Consider the following 22385-nt stretch of genomic DNA (forward strand, 5'->3'; position numbering starts at 1 on the left):
CTGACGCGCGTTACCGACGCCGCACCACCATCAGCCGCGGCTCGGTCATGTCCTCGATCGCGTAGCGGACGCCTTCGCGGCCGAGGCCCGAATCCTTCACGCCGCCGTACGGCATGTTGTCGACGCGGAACGACGGCACGTCGTTGATCACGACGCCGCCGACCTCCAGTTCGTCCCACGCGCGCTGCGCATGCGTGAGCGAATCGGTGAACACGCCGGCCTGCAGCCCGAAGTCGCTGTCGTTCACGCGTGCGAGCGCGTCGTCGAAGCGGTCGAACTTCTCGAGGATCGCGATCGGGCCGAACGCCTCCTTTCGGTACAGGTCCTGCTCGCGCCCGACGTTTTCCAGCAGCGTCGCCTCGAACATCGCGCCGTCGACCTTGCCGCCCGCGACGATCTTCGCCCCCGCCGCGACGGCCGCGTCCATCCAGCCCGACAGCCGGCGCGACTCGGATTCGGAGATCATCGGGCCGACGAACGTCGACGGATCCTTCGGATCGCCCATCTTCAGCGAACGCGTCTTCGCGATCAGCTTCTCGCGCAACGCGTCGTAAAGGTCGGCATGCACGAGGATCCGCTGCACGCCGATGCAGCTCTGGCCCGACTGGTAGTACGCGCCGAACGCGAGCCGCTCGACCACGTAGTCGAGCCGCTCGCGCTGGTCGGCATCGACGATCGCGGCCGCGTTGCCGCCGAGCTCCAGCACGACTTTCTTCTTGCCGGCCTTCTCCTTCAGCGCCCAGCCGACGGCTGGCGACCCGGTGAACGACAGCAGCTTGAAGCGCTCGTCGGTCGTGAACAGGTCGGCGCCGTCGCGATGCGCGGGCAGCACCGAGAACGCGCCCTTCGGCAGGTCGGTTTCCGCGAGCACCTCGCCGATGATCAGCGCGCCGATCGGCGTGCGGCTCGCCGGCTTCAGCACGAACGGACAGCCGGCCGCGAGCGCGGGCGCAACCTTGTGCGCGGCGAGGTTCAACGGGAAGTTGAACGGCGAGATGAACGAGCACGGGCCGATCGGCACGCGCTTCGTGTAGCCCGTATAGCCCTGCGCACGCGCGGAGATCTCGAGGTTGACGATCTCGCCGTCGATGCGCACCGATTCCTCGGCCGCGACGCGGAACGTATCGATCAGCCGCGTGACTTCGCCCTTCGAGTCGTTGATCGGCTTGCCGGCCTCGATGCACAGCGCCTCGGCCAGCTCGTCGAAACGTTCGCGAAACCGCCCGACGCAATGATCGAGCACGGCCTGCCGCCGGTAGGCGGGCATCTCGCGCATCGGCTTCGTGGCGTCGACTGCCGCGGCGATCGCCGCATCGATCGCCTTCGCGTCGGCCAGCGCGACGCGCGTGGCGACCTTGCCGCTGAACTTGTCGGTCACCTCCAGATCGGTGTTCGCGTAGACGGCTTCGTTGGCGAGGTAGTACGGATAGGTTTCCTTCAACATGGAACGACTCCTTCCTGTGAACGGGGCATTCAGAGTTGCGCCGACAGGCGCTTGATCTCGCGGTTCAGCACGCGCTCGTTGTCGGAGTAGTCGATCGGCACGTCGATCACGTGCACGCCCGGCGACGAGAAGCACTCGCGCAGCAACGGCTCGAGATCGTCGGCCGATTCGACGCGATGCCCGTGCGCGCCGTAGCTCTGCGCGTACGACACGAAGTCGGGATTCTTCAGCGTCATCGCGAAATCGGGGAAATTCATGTTCTCCTGCTTCCAGCGGATCATCCCGAACGCATCGTCGCGCAGGATCATCACGACGATGTCGAGCTTCAGCCGCACGGCCGTTTCGAGCTCCTGCGAATTCATCATGAAGCCGCCGTCGCCGCACACGGCGATCACCTTGCGCTGCGGATGCACGATCTTCGTCGCGATCGCCGACGGCAGGCCCGCGCCCATCGACGCGAGCGCGTTGTCGAGCAGCAGCGAATTCGGTTCGTGCGCACGCCAGTAGCGCGCGAACCAGATCTTGTACATCCCGTTGTCGAGGCAGACGATGCCGTCGAGCGGCAGCGCGTTGTACAGGTCGTTCACGATCCGCACCGGATACATCGGGAACCGCGGGTCGTGCTGGCCCTTTTCCAGGTGCGCGTCGAAATGCGTCTTGATCATCGCGAAGCGCTCGAAATCCCAATGCGGCTGCGGCCTCACCGCTTCCTTCATCTGCCACACCGCGTTCGCGATGTCGCCGACCACCTCGATCTGCGGAAAATAGACGGGGTCGACCTGCGCGCCGAGGAAGTTCACGTGGATCACGGTCTTGTCGTCGGTGCGCATGAAGAACGGCGGCTTCTCGATCACGTCGTGGCCGACGTTGATGATGCAATCCGCATGCTCGATCGCGCGATGCACGAAGTCGCCGTCGGACAGCGTCGCGTTGCCGAGCCACAGCGGGTGCGTCTCGTCGATCACGCCCTTGCCCATCTGCGTCGTGAAGAACGGGATGCCCGTCTTGTCGACGAATTCGAGCAGCATCTTGCAGGTGGTCTTGCGGTTGCCGCCCGCGCCGATCATCAGCAGCGGATGGCGCGCGGCCTGGATCGCGTCGACCGCGTGCGCGACCGCCTTCTCCTCCGCCACCGGCCGCCGGCTGTAGCTGCGCGGAATCGGCTTGCCGTCGCCCTCTTCGTGCGCGATGTCTTCGGGCAGTTCGAGGTGCGCGGCGCCCGGACGCTCTTCCTCCGCGCGGCGGAACGCTTCGCGCACGGCCGACGGGATGTTGCCGATCGACACGATTTGCCGCGTGAACTTCGTGAGCGGCTGCATCATGTCGACCACGTCGACGATCTGGAAATGGCCCTGCTTGCTGGACTTGATCGGCTTCTGCCCGGTGATCATCAGCATCGGCATCCCGCCGAGTTGCGCATACGCGGCGGCCGTCACGAAGTTCGTCGCGCCCGGCCCGAGCGTCGCGAGACACACGCCGGTGCGGCCCGTGAGGCGGCCGTAGGTGGCAGCCATGAACCCGGCCGCCTGCTCGTGCCGGGTCAGCACAAGCTTGATCTTCGATCGCCGCAGCGATTCGAGCAGATCGAGGTTTTCTTCGCCTGGAATGCCGAACACGTACTCGACGCCTTCGGCTTCCAGCGCCTTCACGAACAGATCCGATGCTTTCATGGGGACTCTCGGTTATGCCGCCTGCCCGGCCTACGGACACGCGGCGTTCAGGACGCGCGCCGGCCTACGGCACGCGGACGCCTTACCTACTGGACACAGACCACGGCACTGCTCGCCGCGCAAGACGCAATACCGGATGCGTGCTGCGCGGCGGCGCCTCCGGATGCCGGAGGACGAACGGACCCGCCTGCGCGGCAAGTACGCGCGGGCGGCAAAGACGTTTTTGATTGTAGACGGATTCCCGAAATTCCGGCTTCGGCCGGATGGCCGACTGCGGCAGCGGAAAGATCGGCCTGATGGCCGGGAAACGTCCAGCGGCGCCCCGGCCGGGCTGTAATGGGAACGATGTTCAACTCGACAGACATGTGAACCATGGTTGACACATCGCAATTCATGCCTTACAGTTCCCCGGCATTCAGCATCCGGACCACCGACGTCTTCGACACCTGGTTTGCCGGTCTGCCCGATCGCATCGCCAAGCGCCGCATCCAGGCGCGCATCGACCGCCTGTCGATGGGCAATCCCGGCGACTGGAAATCCGCCGGCGCGCCCATCGTCGACATGCGCATCGATCATGGGCCCGGCTACCGCGTCTACTCCGTCAGGCGCGCGACGATCTGGGTCATCCTGCTTTGCGGCGGCGATAAATCGACACAACAGGCCGACATACGCGCTGCGCATGCAATGCTCGCGCACCTCGACATGGAGTGATCGATGGACAAGATCAAGACGCGGCCGTGGGATTCGGCCGAACACCTGAAAACCGAAGACGACATGGCCGACTACTTCGACGCGTGCCTGCAGGAAGCCGGCGACGATCCGGCCTTCATCGCGCACGCGCTCGGCGTGATCGCCCGCGCACGCGGCATGTCGCAGGTCGCGCGCGATGCGGGCCTGTCGCGCGAAGGGCTGTACAAGGCGCTGTCGCACGACGGCAATCCGAGCTTCGGCACGATCCTGAAAGTCATCAAGGCGCTCGGCCTGCAATTGCACGGCGCCAAGGCTGCCGCCTGACCCGGCGGCGCACGGCATCGCGCCGCCGGCGCAACGTCCGTGCCCGCCTCGATGCCGCCACCCGGCCGCCCGGCGCGGCGCGGTGCGAGCGACATCCGATCCGCCCCGAGCCGATCAGCCCGCCGGCCTGCGTGCCGTCGATGCATCCGATCGTCCGTCCGGATGGCATATCGGACGCGTAAAGGCATCGAACGCCCCCATACTCGTCGGAACGACACAAACCGTTGGGCACCCATCGGCGACGCCTGTCGTCACGCGTCGACCTCCATTGATTTCCAATCAGGTAGGTCTCCTGTTGTTCATCTCACGCGACAACGCTTCGGCGCGCGCATCGCCGAAGTCATTTCATTCTCATTGACGTATTACGCTAAACGTAATACCCTAACCGTAATGATCGATTCGTTCCGATGCAAAGACACGCAGTTGCTTTTCGCAGGAGAAACGCCCAAGCGCTTCCGCGCGATCGAAACGGTTGCCACCCGGAAACTGCAAATGATTGCCGCAGCGAAGGAACTGCGCGATCTGCGGGCGCCGCCCGGCAACAGGCTCGAAGCGTTGCAGGGCGATCGGGAAGGTCAGCACAGCATCCGCATCAACGAGCGATGGCGGATTTGTTTCGAATGGAGCGACGACGGCCCCGTCCAGGTCGAGATCGTCGACTATCACTGACTGGAGCTTCGCATGCTCAAGAACGGAATGCGCCCGATTCATCCGGGCGAAATCCTGCGGGAAGAATTCCTCGTTCCGCTGGAATTGAGCGTCAACGCGCTGGCGCTCGCGTTGAACGTGCCGGCAACGCGGTTGCACGAAATCGTCAAGGAACGGCGCGGAATCACGGCCGATACGGCCTACCGGCTCGGGCGCTACTTCGATACGTCGCCGGAATTCTGGCTGAACCTGCAAGCCACGTACGATCTCAAGACGCTGCCGACGCGTAGCGAGATCGACCGCAAGGTCGAACCGCGCGAACGCACGCACGCGTAGGCACGCAGTCCGCCGTTCGTTCGCGTGGCCGCGTCAATGCAGCCAGCCGGCCGCCCAGCGCGGCGCGAGCGACACCAGATACAACCCGAGCCCGATCAGCCCGCCGACCAGCGTGCCGTTGATGCGGATGTACTGGAGATCCTTGCCGATGTTCAGCTCGATCTGCCGCGACATCTCGCGCGCATCCCAGTTGCGCACCGTGTCGCGAATGTGACGCATCAGGAAATCGGCGAAATCGGGCGCCATCTCGTGCACGGCCTTCTCGACGTGCTCGTTCAGCGACGCACGCAGCGCCGGGCTCTCGGCGAGCCGCGCGCCGAGCCAGCCGCCGAGCGTCGCGGCCTGCCGGTGCAGCGCCGAATCGGGGCGCGCGAGATCGGCCTTCAGCCACGCGCGCAACTGGTCCCACAAGTCGCGCACGTACTCGTTGAACGCATCGCCGTCGCGAATATAGCGCTTGATCTCCTCGCCCTTCGCGATGAACGCGGGGTCGTGCTTCAGCCGCTCGGTCAACCGCACGACCGTCCGGTCGAAGCGTTGCCGCAACTCGTGCTCGGGGTCGGCGGCGACGCCTTCGAGCACGCGGCTCACCGCGCTCGCGAGCATTCGCGCGCCGTTCTCGCCGAACCACTGCGTCGGCATGATCTTCTCGACCTTCGGGTATTGCGTCTTCAGCCATTCGACGATGAAGCCCGCGATCACCTCGCGGTTCTCTTCCTTGTCGAGCACGTCGACCACCTGTTCGATCGCGTCGTCGAGCAGCGCCTGGTGGCGGCCGTCCTTCGTCAGCGTGTCGAGGATCGCGCCGGCCGATTGCGACAGGTCGACCCGGTCGATCACCGCGCGGAACGCATCGTGGACGAACGACTGGATCCGCGCGTCGTCGGTCATGTCGAGCGCGAAGCTCGTCAGCTTCGTCACGTAGCCGCCGAGCGCGTCGGTATTCGCCGGCTCGCCGAGCCACGCGCCGAGCTTCTGCGCGGGATCGTGCTGGCGAATCTGCGCGGCGAGCGCGTCGGGGCCGAGAAATTTCTCGCGCACGAACACCGCGAGGTTGTCGGCGATCTTGTCCTTGTTCTTCGGGATGATCTCGGTGTGGCGCGACACGAACGGGATCGGCACGCGGCGGAACAACGCGACGACCGCGAACCAGTCGGCGAGCGCGCCGACCATCGCGGCTTCGGCCACCGCCTTGAAGCCGTCGACCCACGGGCCGCGCGGCAGCAGGATGGTGGCGACGAACACCGCGACGGCCGCCAGCAGCAGCCACAGCGCACGGCGCTTGCTTCGTTTCAGTTCGAGGGCTTTGTCTGGCGTCATGGAGGACGGGCGAATCGGCGATGCCGCTAATATCCCCGATTTCGCCGCAACCGACAAACCCGCCCGCCGGCGTCGGCACGCGCGGCGCACGCGTGCCGCGCGCCGCCGCTACATGAACGTCTTCAGATTGACCGTCGGATCGGCCAGCTTCGCCGGATCGGGCACCGCGCCCGCCGCGATCAACCGCCGCGACGCGCCGATGTCGCGCCCGAGGTTCGCCGCGGCCACCGCGACGATCCTGCCGTCTTCGCCGAGCCCGAACACCGTGAACGCCCCGCTCGCCGGATCGCCGCGCACGACGATCGTGCGTTCGCTGCCGAACAGCCCGAGCATCTGCAGGTTGCAGTCGTACTGATCGGACCACAGCCACGGCAGCTCCGCATAGCGCTCGTCGGCGCCGAGCAGGTTCGCGGCCGCGACGGCCGGCTGGTTTTCCGCCACCTGCCACGATTCGATCCGCACGTGGCGCCCGAGCAGCGGATTGAAGTGCATCGTCACCTCGCCCGCCGCGAAGATCGCGGCATCGGCCGTGCGACAACCTGCATCGACGCGTATCCCGTTGTCGACGTCGAGCCCGGCCGCCTGTGCCAGCTCGACGTTGGGCACGACACCGATGCCGACCACGACGACGTCGGCCGGCACGTCGCCGCGATCGGTCTCGACGACGGCGCCGCCGCCCGGCGCGCGGCGGATCGCGCGCGGCAGCGTCGCCATCTGGAAAGCCACACCGCGCGCGTCATGCAATTGCCGCGCATACGCGCCGACGGCTTCCGGCAACGCACGCTGCAGCAAGCGCGCGGCCGGATCGATCACCGTCACGTCGCAGCCGAGCTGGCGTGCGGCCGCCGCGACCTCGAGGCCGATGAAGCCGCCGCCGAGCACCGCCACGCGGCGTCCGGGCGCAAGTTGCGCACGCAACGCGCGCGCATCCGCCACGGTACGCACGTAATGCGGCACGATGCCTTCGTCGACCGGGCCGCCGAACGTCCGCACGCGCGAGCCCGTCGCGAGCACGAGCTTCGCGTACGGCAACGCCGCACCGTCGTCGAGCCGCACGCGCCGTGCGTCCCGCTCGATCGCTTCGACGCGTGCGCCGAGCCGCAGTTCGATGCGCTGCGCGTCGTACCACGCGGCATCGCGAATGAACGCACGCTGCTCGCCGCCGTCGCTCAGCAACGCATCCTTCGACAGCGCCGGCCGGTCGTACGGCAACTCGCGCTCCGCGCCGATCATCACGATGCGCGCGGCCGCGTCGCGTTCGCGCAGCGCCTCGGCCGTACGCCGCGCCGCGTGGCCGGCGCCGACGATCACGAACGGATCAGCCGACATTGACTTCCACCTGCCCGTCGACGATCCGGATCGGATAGGTCCGCACCGGCTCGGTGATCGGCGCGCATTTCGGCGCGCCGGTGCGAATGTCGATCAGCCCCTGGTGCAGCGGGCATTCGACGCAGCCGTCCTCCACATAGCCTTCGGACAGCCGCGCATGCCCGTGCGTGCAGAGGTCGTGCATCGCGAACAGTTCGTCGCCGATCCGGAACACGGCGATCGGCTTCTGGCCGGCGACGCGCGCCGCCGGTTCGTCCTCGGAGAATTCGTCGAAAGCGCCGAGCGGATGCCACTCGGCCAGCGTTGCTTCGGTCATGTCGATTCCTTGCTTCGTCAGATCGGTCGGATCGGTCAGATCGGCGTCGCGAGCAGCGTCTGCACGCGCGACGTGTCGTAGATCACGCGCTTGGTCTTGTAGCGCAACCCGTCGGGCGTGCGGACCACCGTGTCGTAGTACTTGCCGGCCTGGTACACGTTCGATTCGCCGTTGCTGCGGGTCTGCACGACCACGTAGTTGCTCTCGGTGTCGATTTCGCCGTCGCGTTCGGCGACGATCGTCAGGCCCGACGTCATGTGCCGGTACGTGTGCGCTTCGTAGATGTTCGCGTGCCGCAGCGACACCACGCGATCGCGCAGCATCCGCTGGTTCGTGCAGTGCACGATCCCGACCGGCAGCCCGAGATCGGCGTTCTCCTTCGGCACGATTTCGTACGTGCAATCCTCGGTGAACATTTCCGGCCAGCGTTCGAGCCGGTCGTTGTCGAGATGTCCGATGTAGCGGTTCTGGAGCATGTAAATCTCGAACCACGTCTTCATGTCTTCCGTCATTTTTCGCTCCCGCCTCAATAGCCCATCAGCTTCTGGTAGCCGACCCAGAACTTGCGGATCAGGCTCTCGGTGATCACCGTGTCCTGCTGGTCCGGATTGCCGCGCGACATCTCGATCACCGACGTCGCGTCGGCGTCGCGCACCGTGCCGCGCTGCACGAGCTCGGTCGCTTCCGTGTCCTCCATCGAGATATAGCCGGCCGGCCCGACCAGGTTCGCCTGCTTGATGCGCAGCGCGCGCAGCTCGGGCGTGTCGTCCGCATAACCGAAGAAGTGGAAGATCAGCTCGAAGTTGTCCGGCCCCTTCGGCAGGATCTGGCGCGCGACCAGCGTGTTGTGGATCTGCTGGATCACGAGCTGCGGGAAGATCGGCTGGATATGGTTCGTGCAGTCCTCGTCGTATTCCGACACGAGATCGAGAATCGATTCGTCCTCCAGATGAAAACCCTCGTCGAACGAACGGATGTTCTGCTGCTTGTACGCGGCCGACGTATCGTCGCCCGTCTTCGTCACCGTGATGATGCTGTGCAGCCCGTGGTTCGCGTCCGGAATCGAGCGCGCCTTCATGCCGACGCGGAAGATGTTGAAGGTCGTATGGAACAGGTGCAGCATGCTCGCGTGATACGGATCCTTCACGTTCTCCATGTACAGCTTCCAGTTCGACTTCGAATACTGGCGCGTGCAGCCGAGATACTCGATCGGCTTGTGGAAGATCCGGTCGATCCACGGGCGCATCTGCTCGCCGAGATACTCGGGCAGCGGCGCGACTTCGTCGCTGAAGGTCGCGAACACGAGCCCGCGATAGCTGTCGACGCGCAGCTTGCGCAGCCCGTGCTGCTTCGGGTCGAAGTCGGCCGGCATCCCGGTCATGCCCTTCTGGCCGCGCCGGAACGGCACGCCGAGCAGGTTGCCCTGGCTGTCGAAGCTCCACTGGTGATAGACGCACGTGTGCGAACTCGCGTTGCCGCGCGACTTGCGGCACACCTGCGCGCCGCGGTGCGCGCAGCGGTTCACCCACGCGGACAGCGCGCCGTCCTCGGTGCGCGTGACGACCACCGGCGTATCGCCGACGAACGTGCTCTTGAAGTCGCCGGCGTTCGGGATTTCCGCTTCGAGTGCGACGAAATTCCACGTCGGCCCGCGGAAGATGCGTTCCTGCTCGCGTTCGTAGACCGCCTGCGAGCTGAACACCTTGTACGGCACGCGCGAGCCGTCGTCGTGCGGGAAGGTCACGTCGGACGCGTCGCCGCGCGCGGCGAAAACGACGGGCGATTCTGTCTGCTCCATGTCGGACTCCTTGTCGATCCGTTGCGTTGAATGCATGGAGCCGATTTTTGAAAAGCTAATATTCGGCGTCTATCCGGAAAGTGCGATTGCGGCGGCGCAATATCCACTTTCGGCGGATTTCTGCGCTAGCATGACGGCACACGCGACCCGGCGCACGAGCGCGGCCCATTCGTCGGATCGAAGCGCGCGTCGTCCATACCAAGGCTGAGGCCCATGTCCCCAACGTCGTTCGAGCCGCTCGCGCTGCGTGCGCACCGGCTGTTCGAATCCCGCGATCTCGACGAGACGCGCGAGCGGATCTCGCGTGTGATGCAGCCGCACGCGCTGCTGCCGAACGGCCGCGTGCACGGCGCGTCGCACATGGATTTCGTCAAGCTGGGCGGCCTCGGGATCGGCACGATCGCGTTCGGCGACGCGATGCGTGTGCAGGTCGACGCCGTCGACGGCTACTACCTGCTGATGTTCTGCCTGTCCGGCCACGCGGAAGTGCGCGCGATGGGACGGCAGCTCGGCGTCGACGGGCAGACCGGCGTGCTGTGCGCGCCCGGCGAGCGCTTCGACGCGACGCTGTCGGCCGATTGCGAGCAGTTCGTGCTGCGCATCGACGCGGCGACCGTCGGTTCGCTGACCGGCGATCCGCGCGCGACGCTCGACCCCGTGCTGCACATCAGCGACGCCGCGCTCGCCGCGTGGCGCCAGCAACTGATGCTCGTCGCGCGGTCGCCCGAGCTGCTCGAACGCGCGAACGCGAACCCGCGAGTCGCGTCGCAGCTCGAGCATCTGCTGATCGACCTGCTGATCGAAGGTCATCCGCCGTCCGCGCTGCAGGCGTCGCATCGCGACCCGGCGCCGGGCTTCGTGCGGCGCGCGCAGGAATTCGTCGATGCGCACTACGCGCAGCCGCTGCAGCTCGCCGATATCGTCCAGGCCGCCAACGTGCCCGAACGAACGCTGCGCGACGCGTTCCTGCAATTCCGCGGGATGAGCCCGATGCAATACCTGCGCGCGACGCGGCTCGCGCACGCGCGCGAACTGCTGCGCGGCGCGGCGTCCGACCGGCGGATCGCCGATATCGCGCTCGATTGCGGATTTACGCACCTCGGCCGGTTCGCCATCGCGTATCGGGAGAAGTTCGGCGAATCGCCGTCGGACACGCTCGACGGGAAGCGGTAGCCCGGACGCGCGGGCTTGTCGATCTTCCCGATCTGCCTGCCCGGCCCGGCCGATTTCCCCGATTTCCCCGATTTCCCCGATTTCCCCGATTTCCCCGATCTCCCCGATCTCCCCGGCCTTCCCGACCTTCCCGACCTTCCCGACCTTCCCGGCGTGCCCGACTTTCCCGGCATGCCCGACCTTCCCGGCATGCCCGACCTTCCCGGCATGCCCGACCTCCCCGGCATGCCCGACCTCCGATTTGCCTGCCGGCTCGCCCGCGGTAGCCGCGTGCCGACGCCTGACCTCGCACCGCGTCCGCCCGGCTCCGCCGGACCTGACCGTTAGTTGCAGTCGAGAGGCGAGCGGCTTCGCTATGCGGCCGGCACGATCATCTCCCGCGCAATCGCGCAGAACGCGGCCGTCGCCGCGCTTTCGCCGTGCAGCCGGCGGCTCATGATGATCGGCGACGTCGCGCCCGGCTCCGGCAGCCGCCGATAGACGACGCCCTTCACGCGCACGCCCTCCACGCTCTCCGGCACCAGCGACACGCCCACCTGCGCGGCGACGAGCCCGAGCGCCGTCTGCAGTTCGCGCACTTCGTGCACGGCCGCCGGCACGACCGCCCCGTCGCGCAGCGCCGACAACTGCTGATCGGCGAAGCTCGGCCGCGGCGTGCTCGGATAGACGATCATCGTCTCGCTCGCGAGATCCGCGAGCGTCAGCGGCCGGGCCGGATCGGCGAGCCGATGCCCGACCGGCAGCGCCGCGATCAGCTTCTCCTCGATCAGCGCCTCGCGCACCAGCTGGTCGTCGTCGAAGCGCAGACGGCCGAACCCCACGTCGATCCGCCCGCCCTTCAGCGCGCCCAGTTGTTCGAGCGTGAACATTTCGATCAGCGACAGCTCGACGTCCGGCTGCGCCTCGCGAAACGCACGAATCACGTCCGGCAGCGCGCCGTACAGCGTCGACGGCACGAAGCCGATCACGATCCGCTCCGACAGTTGCGCGAGCCGCCGCGTCAGCGGCCCGAGCTCGTCGGCCTGGTCGACCAGACGTTTCGCCTGCGCATAGAACACGCGTCCGGCATCGGTCAGTTTCAGCGGCCGCGCGCCGCGCTCGAACAGCGGCAAGCCGATCTCGTCCTCGATCGCCTGGAGCTGGCGGCTCAGCGGCGGCTGCGTCATGTGCAGCCGCTCCGCGGCCCGTGTGATGTTCATTTCCTCGGCGACGGCGATGAAGTACCGGAGCTGACGCAATTCCATTTCATGCCTCAAAGGTATGGAAGTAGTCGGAAAGAGTGTTGGACGACGCGGGGCGGGAATTCCTACCATGTGCACCAACAGGAGGAATCGCATGATAGCAACCGCCGCCACCATCGAGCGCATCGACACGTTGCTGGTCGATGTGCCGACGATCCGGCCCCACAAATTGTCGGTCGCCACGATGAATTGCCAGACGCTCGTCCTGGTCCGAATTCGATGCACGGACGGTATCGAAGGCGTCGGCGAGGCGACGACCATCGGCGGCCTCGCCTATGGCGAGGAAAGCCCCGAAAGCATCAAGGTCAACCTCGACACCTATTTCGCGCCGCTGCTGCAAGGCATGGACGCGACGCGCCCCGGCGCCGCGATGGCGCGAGTGCGCAAGCTGTTCCAGGGCAACCGCTTCGCGAAGTGCGCGATCGAGACCGCGCTGTTCGATGCGCAGGCGCGGCGTCTGGGCGTGCCGCTGTCCGAGCTGTTCGGCGGGCGCCGGACCGATGCGGTCGATGTCGCGTGGACGCTCGCGAGCGGCGACACGCAGCGCGACATCGCGGAAGCCGAAGCGATGCTCGACGCCCGCCGCCATCGCGCGTTCAAGCTGAAGATCGGCGCGAACGCGGTCGCCGACGACGTGGCGCACGTGGTCGCGATCAAGCGCGCGCTCGGCGAGCGCGGCGACGTGCGGGTCGACGTGAACCAGGCCTGGAGCGAAACCGATGCGATCTGGGCCGGCGCGCGGCTCGCCGACGCCGGCGTGAGCCTCGTCGAGCAGCCGATCGCCGCGACCAACCGCGCGGGGCTGAAACGCCTCACGCAGCTCGCGCAGGTGCCGATCATGGCCGACGAGGCGCTGCACGGCCCCGTCGACGCGTTCGCGCTCGCGCAGGACCGCGCGGCCGACGTGTTCGCGGTGAAGATCGCGCAATCGGGCGGCCTGCAGGGCGCGGCGAGCGTCGCGTCGATCGCCGCGGCGGCCGGCATCGAACTGTACGGCGGCACGATGCTCGAAGGCGCGGCCGGCACGATGGCGTCCGCGCAACTGTTCAGCACGTTCGACTCGCTGAAATGGGGCACCGAACTGTTCGGCCCGCTGCTGCTCACCGAGGAGATTCTCGTCGAGCCGCTGCGCTACCAGGACTTCAAGCTGCACCTGCCGGCGGCGCCCGGCCTCGGCCTCGCCTTCGACTGGGCCCGCATCGAACGGATGCGGCGCGACGCCCGCTGATCCCCACACGACAACCGAAACCGGAGACACAGATGAACAAGCAAGCCATCGACGCACTGCTGAAGACCTTCGACGACGCCGCCGAGAAGCCCGGCAACCCGCGCGTGCGCGCGATCGTCAACCGGATCGTGAAGGACATCTGCTACACGATCGAGGACTTCGACGTGCAGCCGAGCGAATTCTGGACGGCCCTGAACTTCCTGAACGAAGCCGGCCGCGAATTCGGGCTGATCGCCGCGGGCCTCGGCCTCGAACGCTTCCTCGACGTGCGGATGGACGAAGCCGAGGAAAAGGCCGGCATCCACGGCGGCACGCCGCGCACGATCGAAGGGCCGCTGTATGTCGCCGGCGCGCCGGAATCGGTCGGCCACGCACGGCTCGACGACGGCACCGATCCGGGCCAGACGCTGATCATGCGCGGCCGGGTGCTCGGCCAGGACGGCGCGCCGCTCGCGAACGCGCTGGTCGAGGTGTGGCATGCGAACCACCTGGGCAATTACTCGTATTTCGACCCGTCGCAGCCCGCGTTCAATCTGCGCCGCTCGATCCGCACCGATGCCGAAGGCCGTTACAGCTTCCGCAGCGTGCTGCCGGTCGGCTACAGCGTGCCGCCGGGCAGCAAGACCGAGCAACTGCTCGACCAGCTCGGCCGCCACGGCCATCGTCCGGCGCACATTCACTTCTTCGTTTCCGCGGACGGGTATCGTAAGCTGACGACGCAGATCAACATCGATGGCGATCCGCATCTGTGGGACGACTTCGCGTTCGCGACGCGCGACGGGCTGATCCCGCCGGTCAGGCAGGCGGAGGGTGCGGAAGGCAAGCCGTACGGCGTCGACGGGCAGTTCGCGCTGATCGACTTCGATTTCTCGCTGCTCAAGGACAAGCAGGACGTGCCGGGGAGCGAAGTCGAGCGGCCCCGCGCGCAGGCATGAGCGCCCGTCCCGTTCGACGAATCGACAACGCAAGGAGTGCAGGATGCTGTTTCATGTGGAAATGACCGTTCGCCTGCCGGCGGACATGGATCCGGTCAAGGCGGCCACGCTGAAGGCGGAAGAAAAGGCGATGTGCCAGCGGTTGATGAACGAGGGCGTGTGGCGACATCTGTGGCGGATCGCCGGGCAGTATGCGAACGTCAGTATTTTCGACGTCGACAGCGTGCAGCAACTGCACGACGTGCTGAGTCAGTTGCCGCTGTTTCCGTATATGGAGATGGAGGTGCGGGCGCTGTGCCGGCATCCTTCGTCGGTGCGGGAAGACGATCGGTAAGCAACGATGCATCGCGGCCGTGACCGACGGCCGCGAGAGGCACGACCCGGGCGGCCGGCGATGTCGCGCAGGCCGCCCGGGTCGTTTTGCATTCGGCGACGGTTACCCGTATCACCGCGCGTCGACGTGCGCAGCCCCTCTCACGCGGCCAGATGCGCGGCGAACCCCACCGTCCCCGGCGCGATCTCCTCTTTCAACGTCAGCGCCGGAATCTCGTAGTCGCCCGCGTTCTGCCGGCGAAACGGAATCGGCGGCGTGGTCCACAGATCGTCGAGACGCTGGCCGAGCGCCGTACACGTTGTGTCGAAGCGCGCGGCGTTCATCTTGCCCGTCCGATAGATCACGAACGGCGGCAGCACGTCGAACCCCGGGTAATACAGCACGCCGTGCTGGATCGGGAACAGCAAGTCGTCGATCGGCCCGTTGATGCCGCGCGGGCTGTAGTGCGGCTCCCATCCGCCCGTCGTGACGACGATCATCGCCCGCTTGCCTGCCAGCGAACCTTCGCCGTAGCGATCGCCCCAGTGCGTATCGGAATGCTCGCCGACGCCGTACGCGAAACCGTACGCGTACACGCGCTCGAACCAGCCCTTCATGATCGCCGGCATCGAGAACCACCACAGCGGAAACTGCAGGATCACCGCGTCGGCCCACTTCAGCTTGTCCTGCTCGCGCGCGATGTCTTCTCTTTGCGTGCCCGCCTCGAACGCGCGCTTCGAATCGAGCGACGGATCGAACCGCGCGTCATGCGTGCGATCGGTCACGTCATTCGCATCGAGTACCGCCTTCCAGTTCATCGCATACAGGTCGCTCACCTGCACCGTGTGGCCGGCCGCTTCGAGATGGCCGACGGTGAAGTCGCGCAGCGCGCCGTTCAGCGAACGCGGCTCGGGATGGGCATACACGATCAGCACATTCATGTTAGTCACTCCGTGGATTGAATGACTGCAGGATGCCGCCTTCGACGGTATATTTGAAATGAATTCCCGATATTCCAGCTATAGCCATGAATAATCTCAGAAGGCTCGACCTGAACCTGCTCGTCACGCTGGACGTGCTGCTCGCCGAGCACAACGTCACGCGCGCGGCCGAGCGGCTGAACATGTCGCAGCCGTCGGTCAGCGTGCAGTTGCAGAAACTGCGCGACCTGTTCGGCGATCCGCTGCTGCTGCCGGGGCCGCGCGGGATGCGGCCGACTGCACGTGCGCAAGCGCTGCGCGAGCCGTTGCGCGACGCGCTCGAAGGGCTCGAGCGCACGGTGCTCCCGGCCGCGCCGTTCGATCCCGCGACCGCGACGAACACGTGGCGGGTGGCCGCGACCGACTACGGCGAATCGACGATCGTGCTGCCCGCGCTGCACACGCTGCGTTCGACCGCGCCCGGCACGCGGCTGGCCGTCATCGAGCTCGTGCCGCCGCGCATCGAGCAGGACACCGAACGAAACGGCGTCGACCTCGCGTTCCATACGACCGAAGGGTCGCCGCCCGGCATGCGGCGCCTGCCGCTGTTCGTCGAACGCTACGTGCTGATCGGCCGTGCCGGCCACCCGAAGCTGAAGCGGCGCCCCACGCTCGCGCAGTTCGGCACGCTCGAGCACGTGATCGTGTCGCCCGACGGCGGCGGCTTTTTCGGCGTGACCGACGAAGCGCTCGTGAAGGTCGGCGCCGCGCGGCGCGTCGTGCTGTCGGTGCCGCACTTCCTGTTCGTGATGTCGGCCGTCGCGAGCACCGACCTCGTCGCGATGCTGCCCGAGCGGCTGGTGCGCGACGTGCCCGCGCTGCGCGTGGTGGACGCACCGGTCGAGGTGCCCGGCTATGAGATGTCGATGCTGTGGCACGAGCGCATGCATCGCGATCCGGCGCATCGATGGCTGCGGGAAACGATCGCGGCGGCGGTGTAGATCGTTCGTCCGATCGACGCGATTCGCCCGCGTCGATCGCCGACGCACGGAATCCTCCACTCGGGGCTTGAAACCGCATCGAACACTGTATATATTTACAGTGCTTTTGCACCATTTGACCCGAATTCCGTCATCCACAGACGAACGGACTTTTGTGAGGCGACCATGTTCCAGGCTTCCGCATTCGATCCCGAACAACCCGGCTTCAATCCCGTCCACTTCGAGCGCGCCGCGCAGCGGGCGGTCGTCGATCTGCAGCGTGTCGTCGGCGGCCCCGCGCAGCGGGCGCTCGGCCTGCGCCGCCGCACCCACCCGGCGGCCGTGCGCACGATGAGCTGGCAGGCGCTGCTGAACGTCGAAGAGCTGGCGTTCTCGAATCCCGGCTTCCTGAACCGCAACGATCCGGCCGTCGTCGACGCGTTCATCCGGCTGCGCGACAGCCGGCTGGTCGCCGCGGACGTCGAGGAGCCGGTCGACTGGCGCCGCGACGACGACGATCTGCCGGCCGTCTATCTGATCGTCAAGGCGATGCTCGAAGCGGAGGAGGAAGAGCGGGCCGAAGCGGCCTGAGCCGCACCAGTCGATCGCGGTCACGGTCCGCGGGGCGTGCCGCCACATTGCATGGTGGCGCGGTCGGCGCTGCGGCCCACTGCAGTCCTGCACTTGCGAGTCGCCGCATCGGGCGGCAAGCCGCGAACCGTCGCGCAGGCTGATCGCCGCCACGCGACGTACGCCGGAACGGCCGTCGCAGTGGCAACCCGTTACAGCCGCGCCGCCAGCCGCGCACCCTGATCGATTGCGCGCTTCGCGTCGAGTTCGGCCGCTAGTTCCGCGCCGCCGATCAGGTGTACCGAGCGGCCGGCCGCCTGCAACGGCGCGAGCAATGCACGTTGCGGCTCCTGCCCCGTGCAGAGCACGATCGTGTCGGCTTCGATCAGTTCGTGATCGGTGCGCTGCTCGCCGTACGACACATGCAGCCCGCGCGCATCGATCCGCTCGTAGTTCACGCCGCCGATCATCTTCACCTGCTTCATCTTCAGCGTCGCGCGGTGAATCCAGCCGGTCGTCTTGCCGAGCCCCTTGCCGAGCGGGGCGGCCTTGCGCTGCAGCAGCGTCACTTCACGCGCCGGCGCCGACACCTGTGCACGCGTCACGCCGCCGCGCGTCGCGGCCGGGTCGGTCACGCCCCACTCCGCTTTCCATTCGTCGAGATCGAGCGTCGGCGACTCGCCGTCCTGCACCAGATATTCGGCGACATCGAAGCCGATCCCGCCCGCGCCCACCACCGCGACCCGCCGGCCCACCGGCTGCCTGCCCGCGAGCACGTCGATATAGCTGAGCACGTTCGGCCCGTCCTGCCCCGGAATCTTCGGGTCGCGCGGCGCGACGCCGGTCGCCAGCACGATCTCGTCGTAACCGCCCGCGATCAGATCGCTCGCGTCGACGCGGCGGTTCAGGTGCAGCTTCACGCCGGTGAGTTCGACCTGCCGGCCGAAGTAGCGCAGCGCTTCATGAAACTCCTCCTTGCCCGGAATCCGCTTCGCCATGTTGAACTGGCCGCCGATCTCGGCCGCGCCGTCGAACAGGTCGACCCGATGGCCGCGCTGCGCGAGCACCGTCGAGCAGGCGAGCCCGGCCGGCCCCGCGCCGACCACCGCGATCCGCTTCGGCTGCGGCGCGGGCGTGTATTTCAGCTCGGTCTCGTGGCACGCGCGCGGGTTCAGCAGGCACGATGCGATCTGGTTCTTGAACGCGTGATCGAGGCATGCCTGATTGCAGCCGATGCAGGTATTGATCTCGTCGGCACGGCCCTGCGCGGCCTTGACGACGAACTCGGCATCCGCGAGCAGCGGGCGCGCCATCGACACCATGTCCGCGCAGCCGTCCGCGAGAATCTGCTCGGCCACTTCGGGCCGGTTGATCCGGTTGGTCGTCACGAGCGGAATGCCGACCTCGCCCTTCATCTTCTTCGTCACCCACGCGAACGCGCCGCGCGGCACCGACGTCGCGATCGTCGGCACGCGCGCCTCGTGCCAGCCGATCCCCGTGTTGATGAGGGTCGCGCCCGCGCGCTCGACCGCCTTCGCGAGCTGCACGGTTTCGCTCCAGTCGCTGCCGTCCGGAATCAGGTCGAGCATCGACAGCCGGTAGATCAGGATGAAGTCGCGGCCGACCGCTTCGCGCGTGCGCTCGACGATCTCGATCGGCAAGCGCATGCGGTTCTCGTACGAGCCGCCCCACTGGTCGGTGCGCTTGTTCGTGTGCATCGAGATGAACTGGTTGATCAGGTAACCCTCGGAGCCCATGATCTCGACGCCGTCGTACCCGGCTTCGCGTGCCAGCGTCGCGCAGCGCACGAACGCGCGGATCTGCCGCTCGACGCCGCGCGCGCTCAGTTCGTGCGGCGCGAACGGCGAGATCGGCGATTTGATCTTCGACGGCGCGACCGCGAACGGGTGATAACCGTAGCGACCCGTATGCAGGATCTGCAGCGCGATCTTGCCGTCCTCCGCATGCACCGCGCCGGTGACCTCGCGATGCCGGCGCGCGGCGGCCGACGTCGTCAGCATGCCGCCGAACGGCTTGGTCCAGCCGGCCACGTTCGGTGCGAAGCCGCCCGTCACGATCAGGCCGACTCCGCCGCGCGCACGCTCGGCGAAATATTCGGCGAGGCGCGGCAGCGTCTTGCGGCTGTCTTCGAGGCCCGTATGCATCGAGCCCATCAGTACGCGATTCTTCAGCGTCGTGAAGCCGAGATCGAGCGGTGCGAGCAGGTGGGGAAAGGGAGTCGTCATGATGATCCGGCCAATAAGCGATGCCTGTCATCGTAGGCGCGCGCCGCCTTGAACGTGAGGGGCCAAACAGCCATAATGCTTGTCATTTCCGGCCAAATCGACATGACTTCCCCGTCTCGCAAGGATCGCCTCGGGCTGCGCCGGCCGACCATTCCGGTCGCCTATACGCGCCTGCTGCTGCAGGCGCTGGCCGCACGCGGCGTCGACCTGGCCGCCGTGCGTGCCGGCACGGGCCTGCGCGACGCCGTGCTGGCCGAGCCGGACGCCCGCGTCGCGCCGTCGCAATGGGGGCGGCTCGTGCTCAACGCGATCGAAATCGGCGGCGATCCGGGTATCGGGCTCGCATTCGGGCTGCTGCTGAAGCCGACCGTGCACGGCTTTCTCGGCTACGCGACGCTGACCGCGCGGGACATCCGCGAAGCGCTGTCGGTCACGCAGCGCTACTTCCGGATGCGCAATCGCCAATACCGGCTGACCTATGCGGAGGACGCACGCGGCGCGACGCTCGAACTGCATGGCGTGCAGGCGAACCCCGTGCTGCAGCACCACGTGATGTTCGAATTCGTGCTCACGGGGCTCGCGCAGAACATCTCGCAGTGGTCCGGCCGCGTGTCACCGCCAATCACGCTGCAATTCACGTGGCCGGAGCCTGCGTATTTCGCGCGCTATCGCGATACGTTGCCGCCGGTGGCATTCGGCTGCGCGGCCAATGCGTTGTGGATCGCACGCGACGCGCTCGACTGGCCGCTGCCGCTCGCCGACGAAGTCGCGCACCGGCAGGCGCTCGTGCAGGTCGAGCGCGAATATGCGCAGGTGCGGCAGGAGGAAGGCGATCTGGTCGAGCGCGTGCGGGCGGAACTGGCGCGCGCGGCCGGCGATTATCCGGGGCCGGACACGCTCGCCGATGCGCTGCTCGTGTCGACGCGCACGCTGCGGCGCCGCCTCGAGGAAGCCGGATCGAGCTATCGGCGATTGCTCGACGAAGCACGGTTTCGCGACGCCAAGCAGTTGCTCGCCGCGTCGGATCTCGATCTGAAAACGATCGCCGAACGGCTGCAATTCACCGACCCGGCGAATTTCACGCGCGCGTTCCGGCGCTGGGCCGGACAGACGCCGAGCGCGTATCGGGAGGCGGCGGCGACGGCACGCGACTGATGCGAAACACGCGCGCAGCGGGTCAGCCGCCGATATGAATCCGCGCGCCGCCGTCCCCCTCTCCCGCTTCGATCCGCACGTCGCCCGTAGCCGCGGCGATCGCGTCGTACACATCGTCGCTCACGCACACCACCGGCACCGCGATCGCATACAGCTCGGCGGCCACGATCGCGCCGATCGAGATGATCAGGTCGCGCTCCTTCAACACGATCGCGACCGGCCCCGTGCCGTTGCGCACCGCTTCCGCGAGCACGCTGCTGCTCGAGCTCGAACCCTTCGCGTGCGGCATCACCATCACCTTGCCGGCCAGGCTCGCGCCGGCCTGCGGATGCCCGCGATCGACGATCCGGCCCGCGCCCGAGTCGTAGCCGCCCCAGAAGCTCAGCGGCTTGTCGAGGACGAACGGGCGCGCGCACGCGCTGCCCGGCACGAGCGTGTCGCCCGTCAAGCATTGTCCCGTCGCTTCAGTCATCGAATCGCACCTTGCCTTCGTATGCGGACCGCACGCATTCGCGCATGCTGCCGTACGCGACCGTCACGCCGATGTTCGCGGGCGCATACGACGCCCATTTCCCCGAGTTGGTCATCACCAGCCCCGACAACTGCTTCATCACCGGCGTGATGTACGTGCAGGTATCGACGACGATCTGGACGCCGCGCGCGGCGAATTTCTCCGCGAGACCGGCTTGCTCCAGCTCCCACAAAATGAAGCGGCTCGTGTTCACGTAGAAATCGCAGGCCGGCTGGCCGTCGAACGCGTCGAGCAACGTGTCGAGCGTGCGGAATTCGGCCAGCGAAAAATGCGGCGTACCGAGCGCGACCGCGACGAGCGCGTCGCCGGCCGCGCCGTGATTCAGCGTGCGGCGAATCTCGTCGAGATCGGCCATCGTGATGTCGACCGTGCGTTGCGCCGCCTGCCCGTGCAACGCGGCATCGAGCGTCGGCGCCTCGGGCGTCACGCCGACCGCATGGAACAGCGCGACGGCCCCGCTCGACGCGGCGGCCGCGCCAAGCGCCTTGAGCTCGTCCTCGGTGGTGTCCGCCGGCAGCCCGACGATCGCCGGCACGATCGCGCCCGCGATCTTGCCGACCGCCAAACCGAGCGCGGCGAAATAGATGTCGCGCGACGGCAGGCGGCTGAAGTCCGGTGCATTGAACACGATCCCCGCGGCGCGGTTCGCGTCGACATGCAGCCCCGCATACGGCGCACGCCCGGTGATCGCGGCAGCCAGATCGAGAAAATCGCCGTAGCGGCTCGTGCGCGCGCCGAGCACCGAGTTCGCGAACACGATCGCATTCGATTCGGCCCACGCGATCTGCTCGCCCATCGCGGGACGATTCTTCAGTTGATACGGCGCGCACGTGAAGCTCGATTCGCAGCCGAGCAGCACATGCGCATCCATCAGGCGCTGCGCATCGCGCTGGATCGTGCGGTCGCCGTGATACAGCTCGGGATGGATCAGGTCGAGCGACCCGACGTTCAGCGTGGTCGGCACCGCGACCTTCGCGCCCGTCTCGACGAAATAGTCGACGAAGTCGAGGCTCGTCCGGCCGTGATACAGACAGCCGTCGATGTGCGCGGACGTAATGTCGATCAGGTGCGGCGCGGACATCACCTGCGCCGTGCGCGCGACGATGCGCATCGCGCGGGCGACGCCGTCGCCGAAATCCCCGCGCAACATCGCGTCGTCGCGGTCACTCAACTGCAGCATCGGTGGCTCCTCGTGACTCGTACCGGCGGCGCCGGCC

24 protein-coding genes are annotated in these 22385 nt (G+C 67.2%); 12 read left to right on the forward strand and 12 right to left on the reverse strand.

The annotated features are described in order from the left end of the window. Positions 1-10: 10 nt before the first annotated feature. Both WS96_RS30990 and WS96_RS30995 read right to left on the reverse strand, forming a co-directional pair. Complete coding sequence (locus tag WS96_RS30990) at positions 11-1444, reverse strand: aldehyde dehydrogenase family protein (protein WP_059837675.1); 1434 nt, start codon at positions 1442-1444, stop codon at positions 11-13. A gap of 29 nt (positions 1445-1473) precedes the next feature. Continuing rightward, a complete protein-coding gene (locus tag WS96_RS30995; protein ID WP_034205314.1) occupies positions 1474-3114 on the reverse strand; it encodes an acetolactate synthase large subunit in 1641 nt (546 codons plus the stop codon). 393 nt (positions 3115-3507) lie between these two features. Here WS96_RS30995 and WS96_RS31000 point away from each other — a divergent pair, with 393 nt between their 5' ends. The 4 genes from WS96_RS31000 to WS96_RS31015 all read left to right on the forward strand — a co-directional run bounded on the left by WS96_RS31000 (position 3508) and on the right by WS96_RS31015 (position 5112). Further along, positions 3508-3825 (forward strand): type II toxin-antitoxin system RelE/ParE family toxin, encoded by a 318-nt coding sequence (locus WS96_RS31000; RefSeq protein ID WP_156443717.1) that lies wholly within the window; start codon positions 3508-3510, stop codon positions 3823-3825. A gap of 3 nt (positions 3826-3828) precedes the next feature. After that, complete coding sequence (locus WS96_RS31005) at positions 3829-4128, forward strand: addiction module antidote protein (RefSeq protein ID WP_006490972.1); 300 nt, start codon at positions 3829-3831, stop codon at positions 4126-4128. A gap of 390 nt (positions 4129-4518) precedes the next feature. Further along, positions 4519-4797 carry a type II toxin-antitoxin system RelE/ParE family toxin gene (locus tag WS96_RS31010; protein ID WP_059837679.1) on the forward strand — a complete coding sequence of 93 codons (279 nt, stop codon included), beginning with the start codon at positions 4519-4521 and terminating at the stop codon, positions 4795-4797. A 12-nt stretch (positions 4798-4809) separates the two neighbouring features. Further along, positions 4810-5112 (forward strand): HigA family addiction module antitoxin, encoded by a 303-nt coding sequence (locus WS96_RS31015; RefSeq protein ID WP_059501307.1) that lies wholly within the window; start codon positions 4810-4812, stop codon positions 5110-5112. Between the two features lie 33 nt (positions 5113-5145). On the opposite strand, the gene WS96_RS31020 is transcribed toward WS96_RS31015, so the two are convergent. The 5 genes from WS96_RS31020 to andAc all read right to left on the reverse strand — a co-directional run bounded on the left by WS96_RS31020 (position 5146) and on the right by andAc (position 9875). After that, entirely contained in the window at positions 5146-6432 is a 1287-nt protein-coding gene (locus WS96_RS31020; RefSeq protein WP_059837682.1) for a DUF445 domain-containing protein, read from the reverse strand. Positions 6433-6540: 108 nt separating this feature from the next. Then, positions 6541-7761, reverse strand: coding sequence for an anthranilate 1,2-dioxygenase system ferredoxin--NAD(+) reductase (gene andAa / locus WS96_RS31025; RefSeq protein ID WP_059837683.1), 1221 nt, complete (start codon positions 7759-7761; stop codon positions 6541-6543). Beyond that, complete coding sequence (andAb, locus tag WS96_RS31030; RefSeq protein ID WP_006479527.1) at positions 7751-8077, reverse strand: anthranilate 1,2-dioxygenase ferredoxin subunit AndAb; 327 nt, start codon at positions 8075-8077, stop codon at positions 7751-7753. The genes andAa and andAb overlap by 11 nt, the downstream gene beginning before the upstream one ends. A 35-nt stretch (positions 8078-8112) precedes the next feature. Continuing rightward, complete coding sequence (gene andAd / locus WS96_RS31035; protein ID WP_059837685.1) at positions 8113-8589, reverse strand: anthranilate 1,2-dioxygenase small subunit AndAd; 477 nt, start codon at positions 8587-8589, stop codon at positions 8113-8115. A 14-nt stretch (positions 8590-8603) separates the two neighbouring features. Beyond that, positions 8604-9875 (reverse strand): anthranilate 1,2-dioxygenase large subunit AndAc, encoded by a 1272-nt coding sequence (gene andAc / locus WS96_RS31040; protein ID WP_059837868.1) that lies wholly within the window; start codon positions 9873-9875, stop codon positions 8604-8606. A gap of 213 nt (positions 9876-10088) precedes the next feature. Here andAc and andR point away from each other — a divergent pair, with 213 nt between their 5' ends. Together andR and WS96_RS34275 are read left to right on the forward strand one after the other, a co-directional pair. Further along, a complete protein-coding gene (andR, locus tag WS96_RS31045) occupies positions 10089-11048 on the forward strand; it encodes an anthranilate 1,2-dioxygenase regulatory protein AndR (RefSeq protein WP_059837687.1) in 960 nt (319 codons plus the stop codon). Positions 11049-11063: 15 nt separating this feature from the next. After that, a complete protein-coding gene (locus WS96_RS34275; protein WP_156443715.1) occupies positions 11064-11375 on the forward strand; it encodes a hypothetical protein in 312 nt (103 codons plus the stop codon). A gap of 26 nt (positions 11376-11401) precedes the next feature. Here WS96_RS34275 and WS96_RS31050 read toward each other — a convergent pair whose 3' ends face one another. After that, complete coding sequence (locus tag WS96_RS31050) at positions 11402-12292, reverse strand: LysR family transcriptional regulator (protein ID WP_034205322.1); 891 nt, start codon at positions 12290-12292, stop codon at positions 11402-11404. A gap of 91 nt (positions 12293-12383) precedes the next feature. Here WS96_RS31050 and WS96_RS31055 point away from each other — a divergent pair, with 91 nt between their 5' ends. Genes WS96_RS31055 through catC form a run of 3 tightly spaced genes read left to right on the forward strand, consistent with a single transcriptional unit; the run spans position 12384 to position 14786 of the window. Next, positions 12384-13517 (forward strand): muconate/chloromuconate family cycloisomerase, encoded by a 1134-nt coding sequence (locus WS96_RS31055; protein WP_059837689.1) that lies wholly within the window; start codon positions 12384-12386, stop codon positions 13515-13517. Between the two features lie 32 nt (positions 13518-13549). Next, positions 13550-14452, forward strand: coding sequence for a catechol 1,2-dioxygenase (gene catA, locus WS96_RS31060; RefSeq protein ID WP_034205324.1), 903 nt, complete (start codon positions 13550-13552; stop codon positions 14450-14452). A 43-nt stretch (positions 14453-14495) separates the two neighbouring features. Then, positions 14496-14786: a muconolactone Delta-isomerase gene (gene catC / locus WS96_RS31065; RefSeq protein ID WP_059825339.1), complete on the forward strand. Its 291-nt coding sequence runs from the start codon at positions 14496-14498 to the stop codon at positions 14784-14786. Positions 14787-14926: 140 nt separating this feature from the next. Here catC and WS96_RS31070 read toward each other — a convergent pair whose 3' ends face one another. Further along, positions 14927-15706, reverse strand: a complete 780-nt coding sequence (locus WS96_RS31070; RefSeq protein WP_059837691.1) for an NAD(P)H-dependent oxidoreductase — start codon at positions 15704-15706, stop codon at positions 14927-14929. 86 nt (positions 15707-15792) lie between these two features. Between WS96_RS31070 and WS96_RS31075 the strand changes: the two genes are divergently transcribed. Both WS96_RS31075 and WS96_RS31080 read left to right on the forward strand, forming a co-directional pair. Beyond that, positions 15793-16686 carry a LysR family transcriptional regulator gene (locus tag WS96_RS31075; protein ID WP_059837693.1) on the forward strand — a complete coding sequence of 298 codons (894 nt, stop codon included), beginning with the start codon at positions 15793-15795 and terminating at the stop codon, positions 16684-16686. 165 nt (positions 16687-16851) lie between these two features. Beyond that, positions 16852-17256, forward strand: coding sequence for a DUF2471 family protein (locus tag WS96_RS31080; protein ID WP_034205328.1), 405 nt, complete (start codon positions 16852-16854; stop codon positions 17254-17256). A 191-nt stretch (positions 17257-17447) separates the two neighbouring features. Here the strand turns inward: WS96_RS31080 and WS96_RS31085 are convergent, their stop codons facing one another. After that, positions 17448-19481, reverse strand: coding sequence for an NADPH-dependent 2,4-dienoyl-CoA reductase (locus tag WS96_RS31085; RefSeq protein WP_059837695.1), 2034 nt, complete (start codon positions 19479-19481; stop codon positions 17448-17450). Positions 19482-19556: 75 nt separating this feature from the next. On the opposite strand from WS96_RS31085, the gene WS96_RS31090 reads away from it, so the two are divergent. Next, positions 19557-20636, forward strand: coding sequence for an AraC family transcriptional regulator (locus tag WS96_RS31090; RefSeq protein ID WP_059837697.1), 1080 nt, complete (start codon positions 19557-19559; stop codon positions 20634-20636). A 22-nt stretch (positions 20637-20658) separates the two neighbouring features. Here the strand turns inward: WS96_RS31090 and WS96_RS31095 are convergent, their stop codons facing one another. Together WS96_RS31095 and WS96_RS31100 are read right to left on the reverse strand one after the other, a co-directional pair. Continuing rightward, a complete protein-coding gene (locus WS96_RS31095; protein WP_059825325.1) occupies positions 20659-21108 on the reverse strand; it encodes an aconitase X swivel domain-containing protein in 450 nt (149 codons plus the stop codon). Next, a complete protein-coding gene (locus tag WS96_RS31100) occupies positions 21101-22348 on the reverse strand; it encodes an aconitase X (protein ID WP_059837699.1) in 1248 nt (415 codons plus the stop codon). The genes WS96_RS31095 and WS96_RS31100 overlap by 8 nt, the downstream gene beginning before the upstream one ends. Positions 22349-22385 lie beyond the last annotated feature (37 nt).

Origin of the sequence: Burkholderia sp. MSMB1835, assembly GCF_001526365.1 — a bacterium.
GTDB lineage: Bacteria > Pseudomonadota > Gammaproteobacteria > Burkholderiales > Burkholderiaceae > Burkholderia.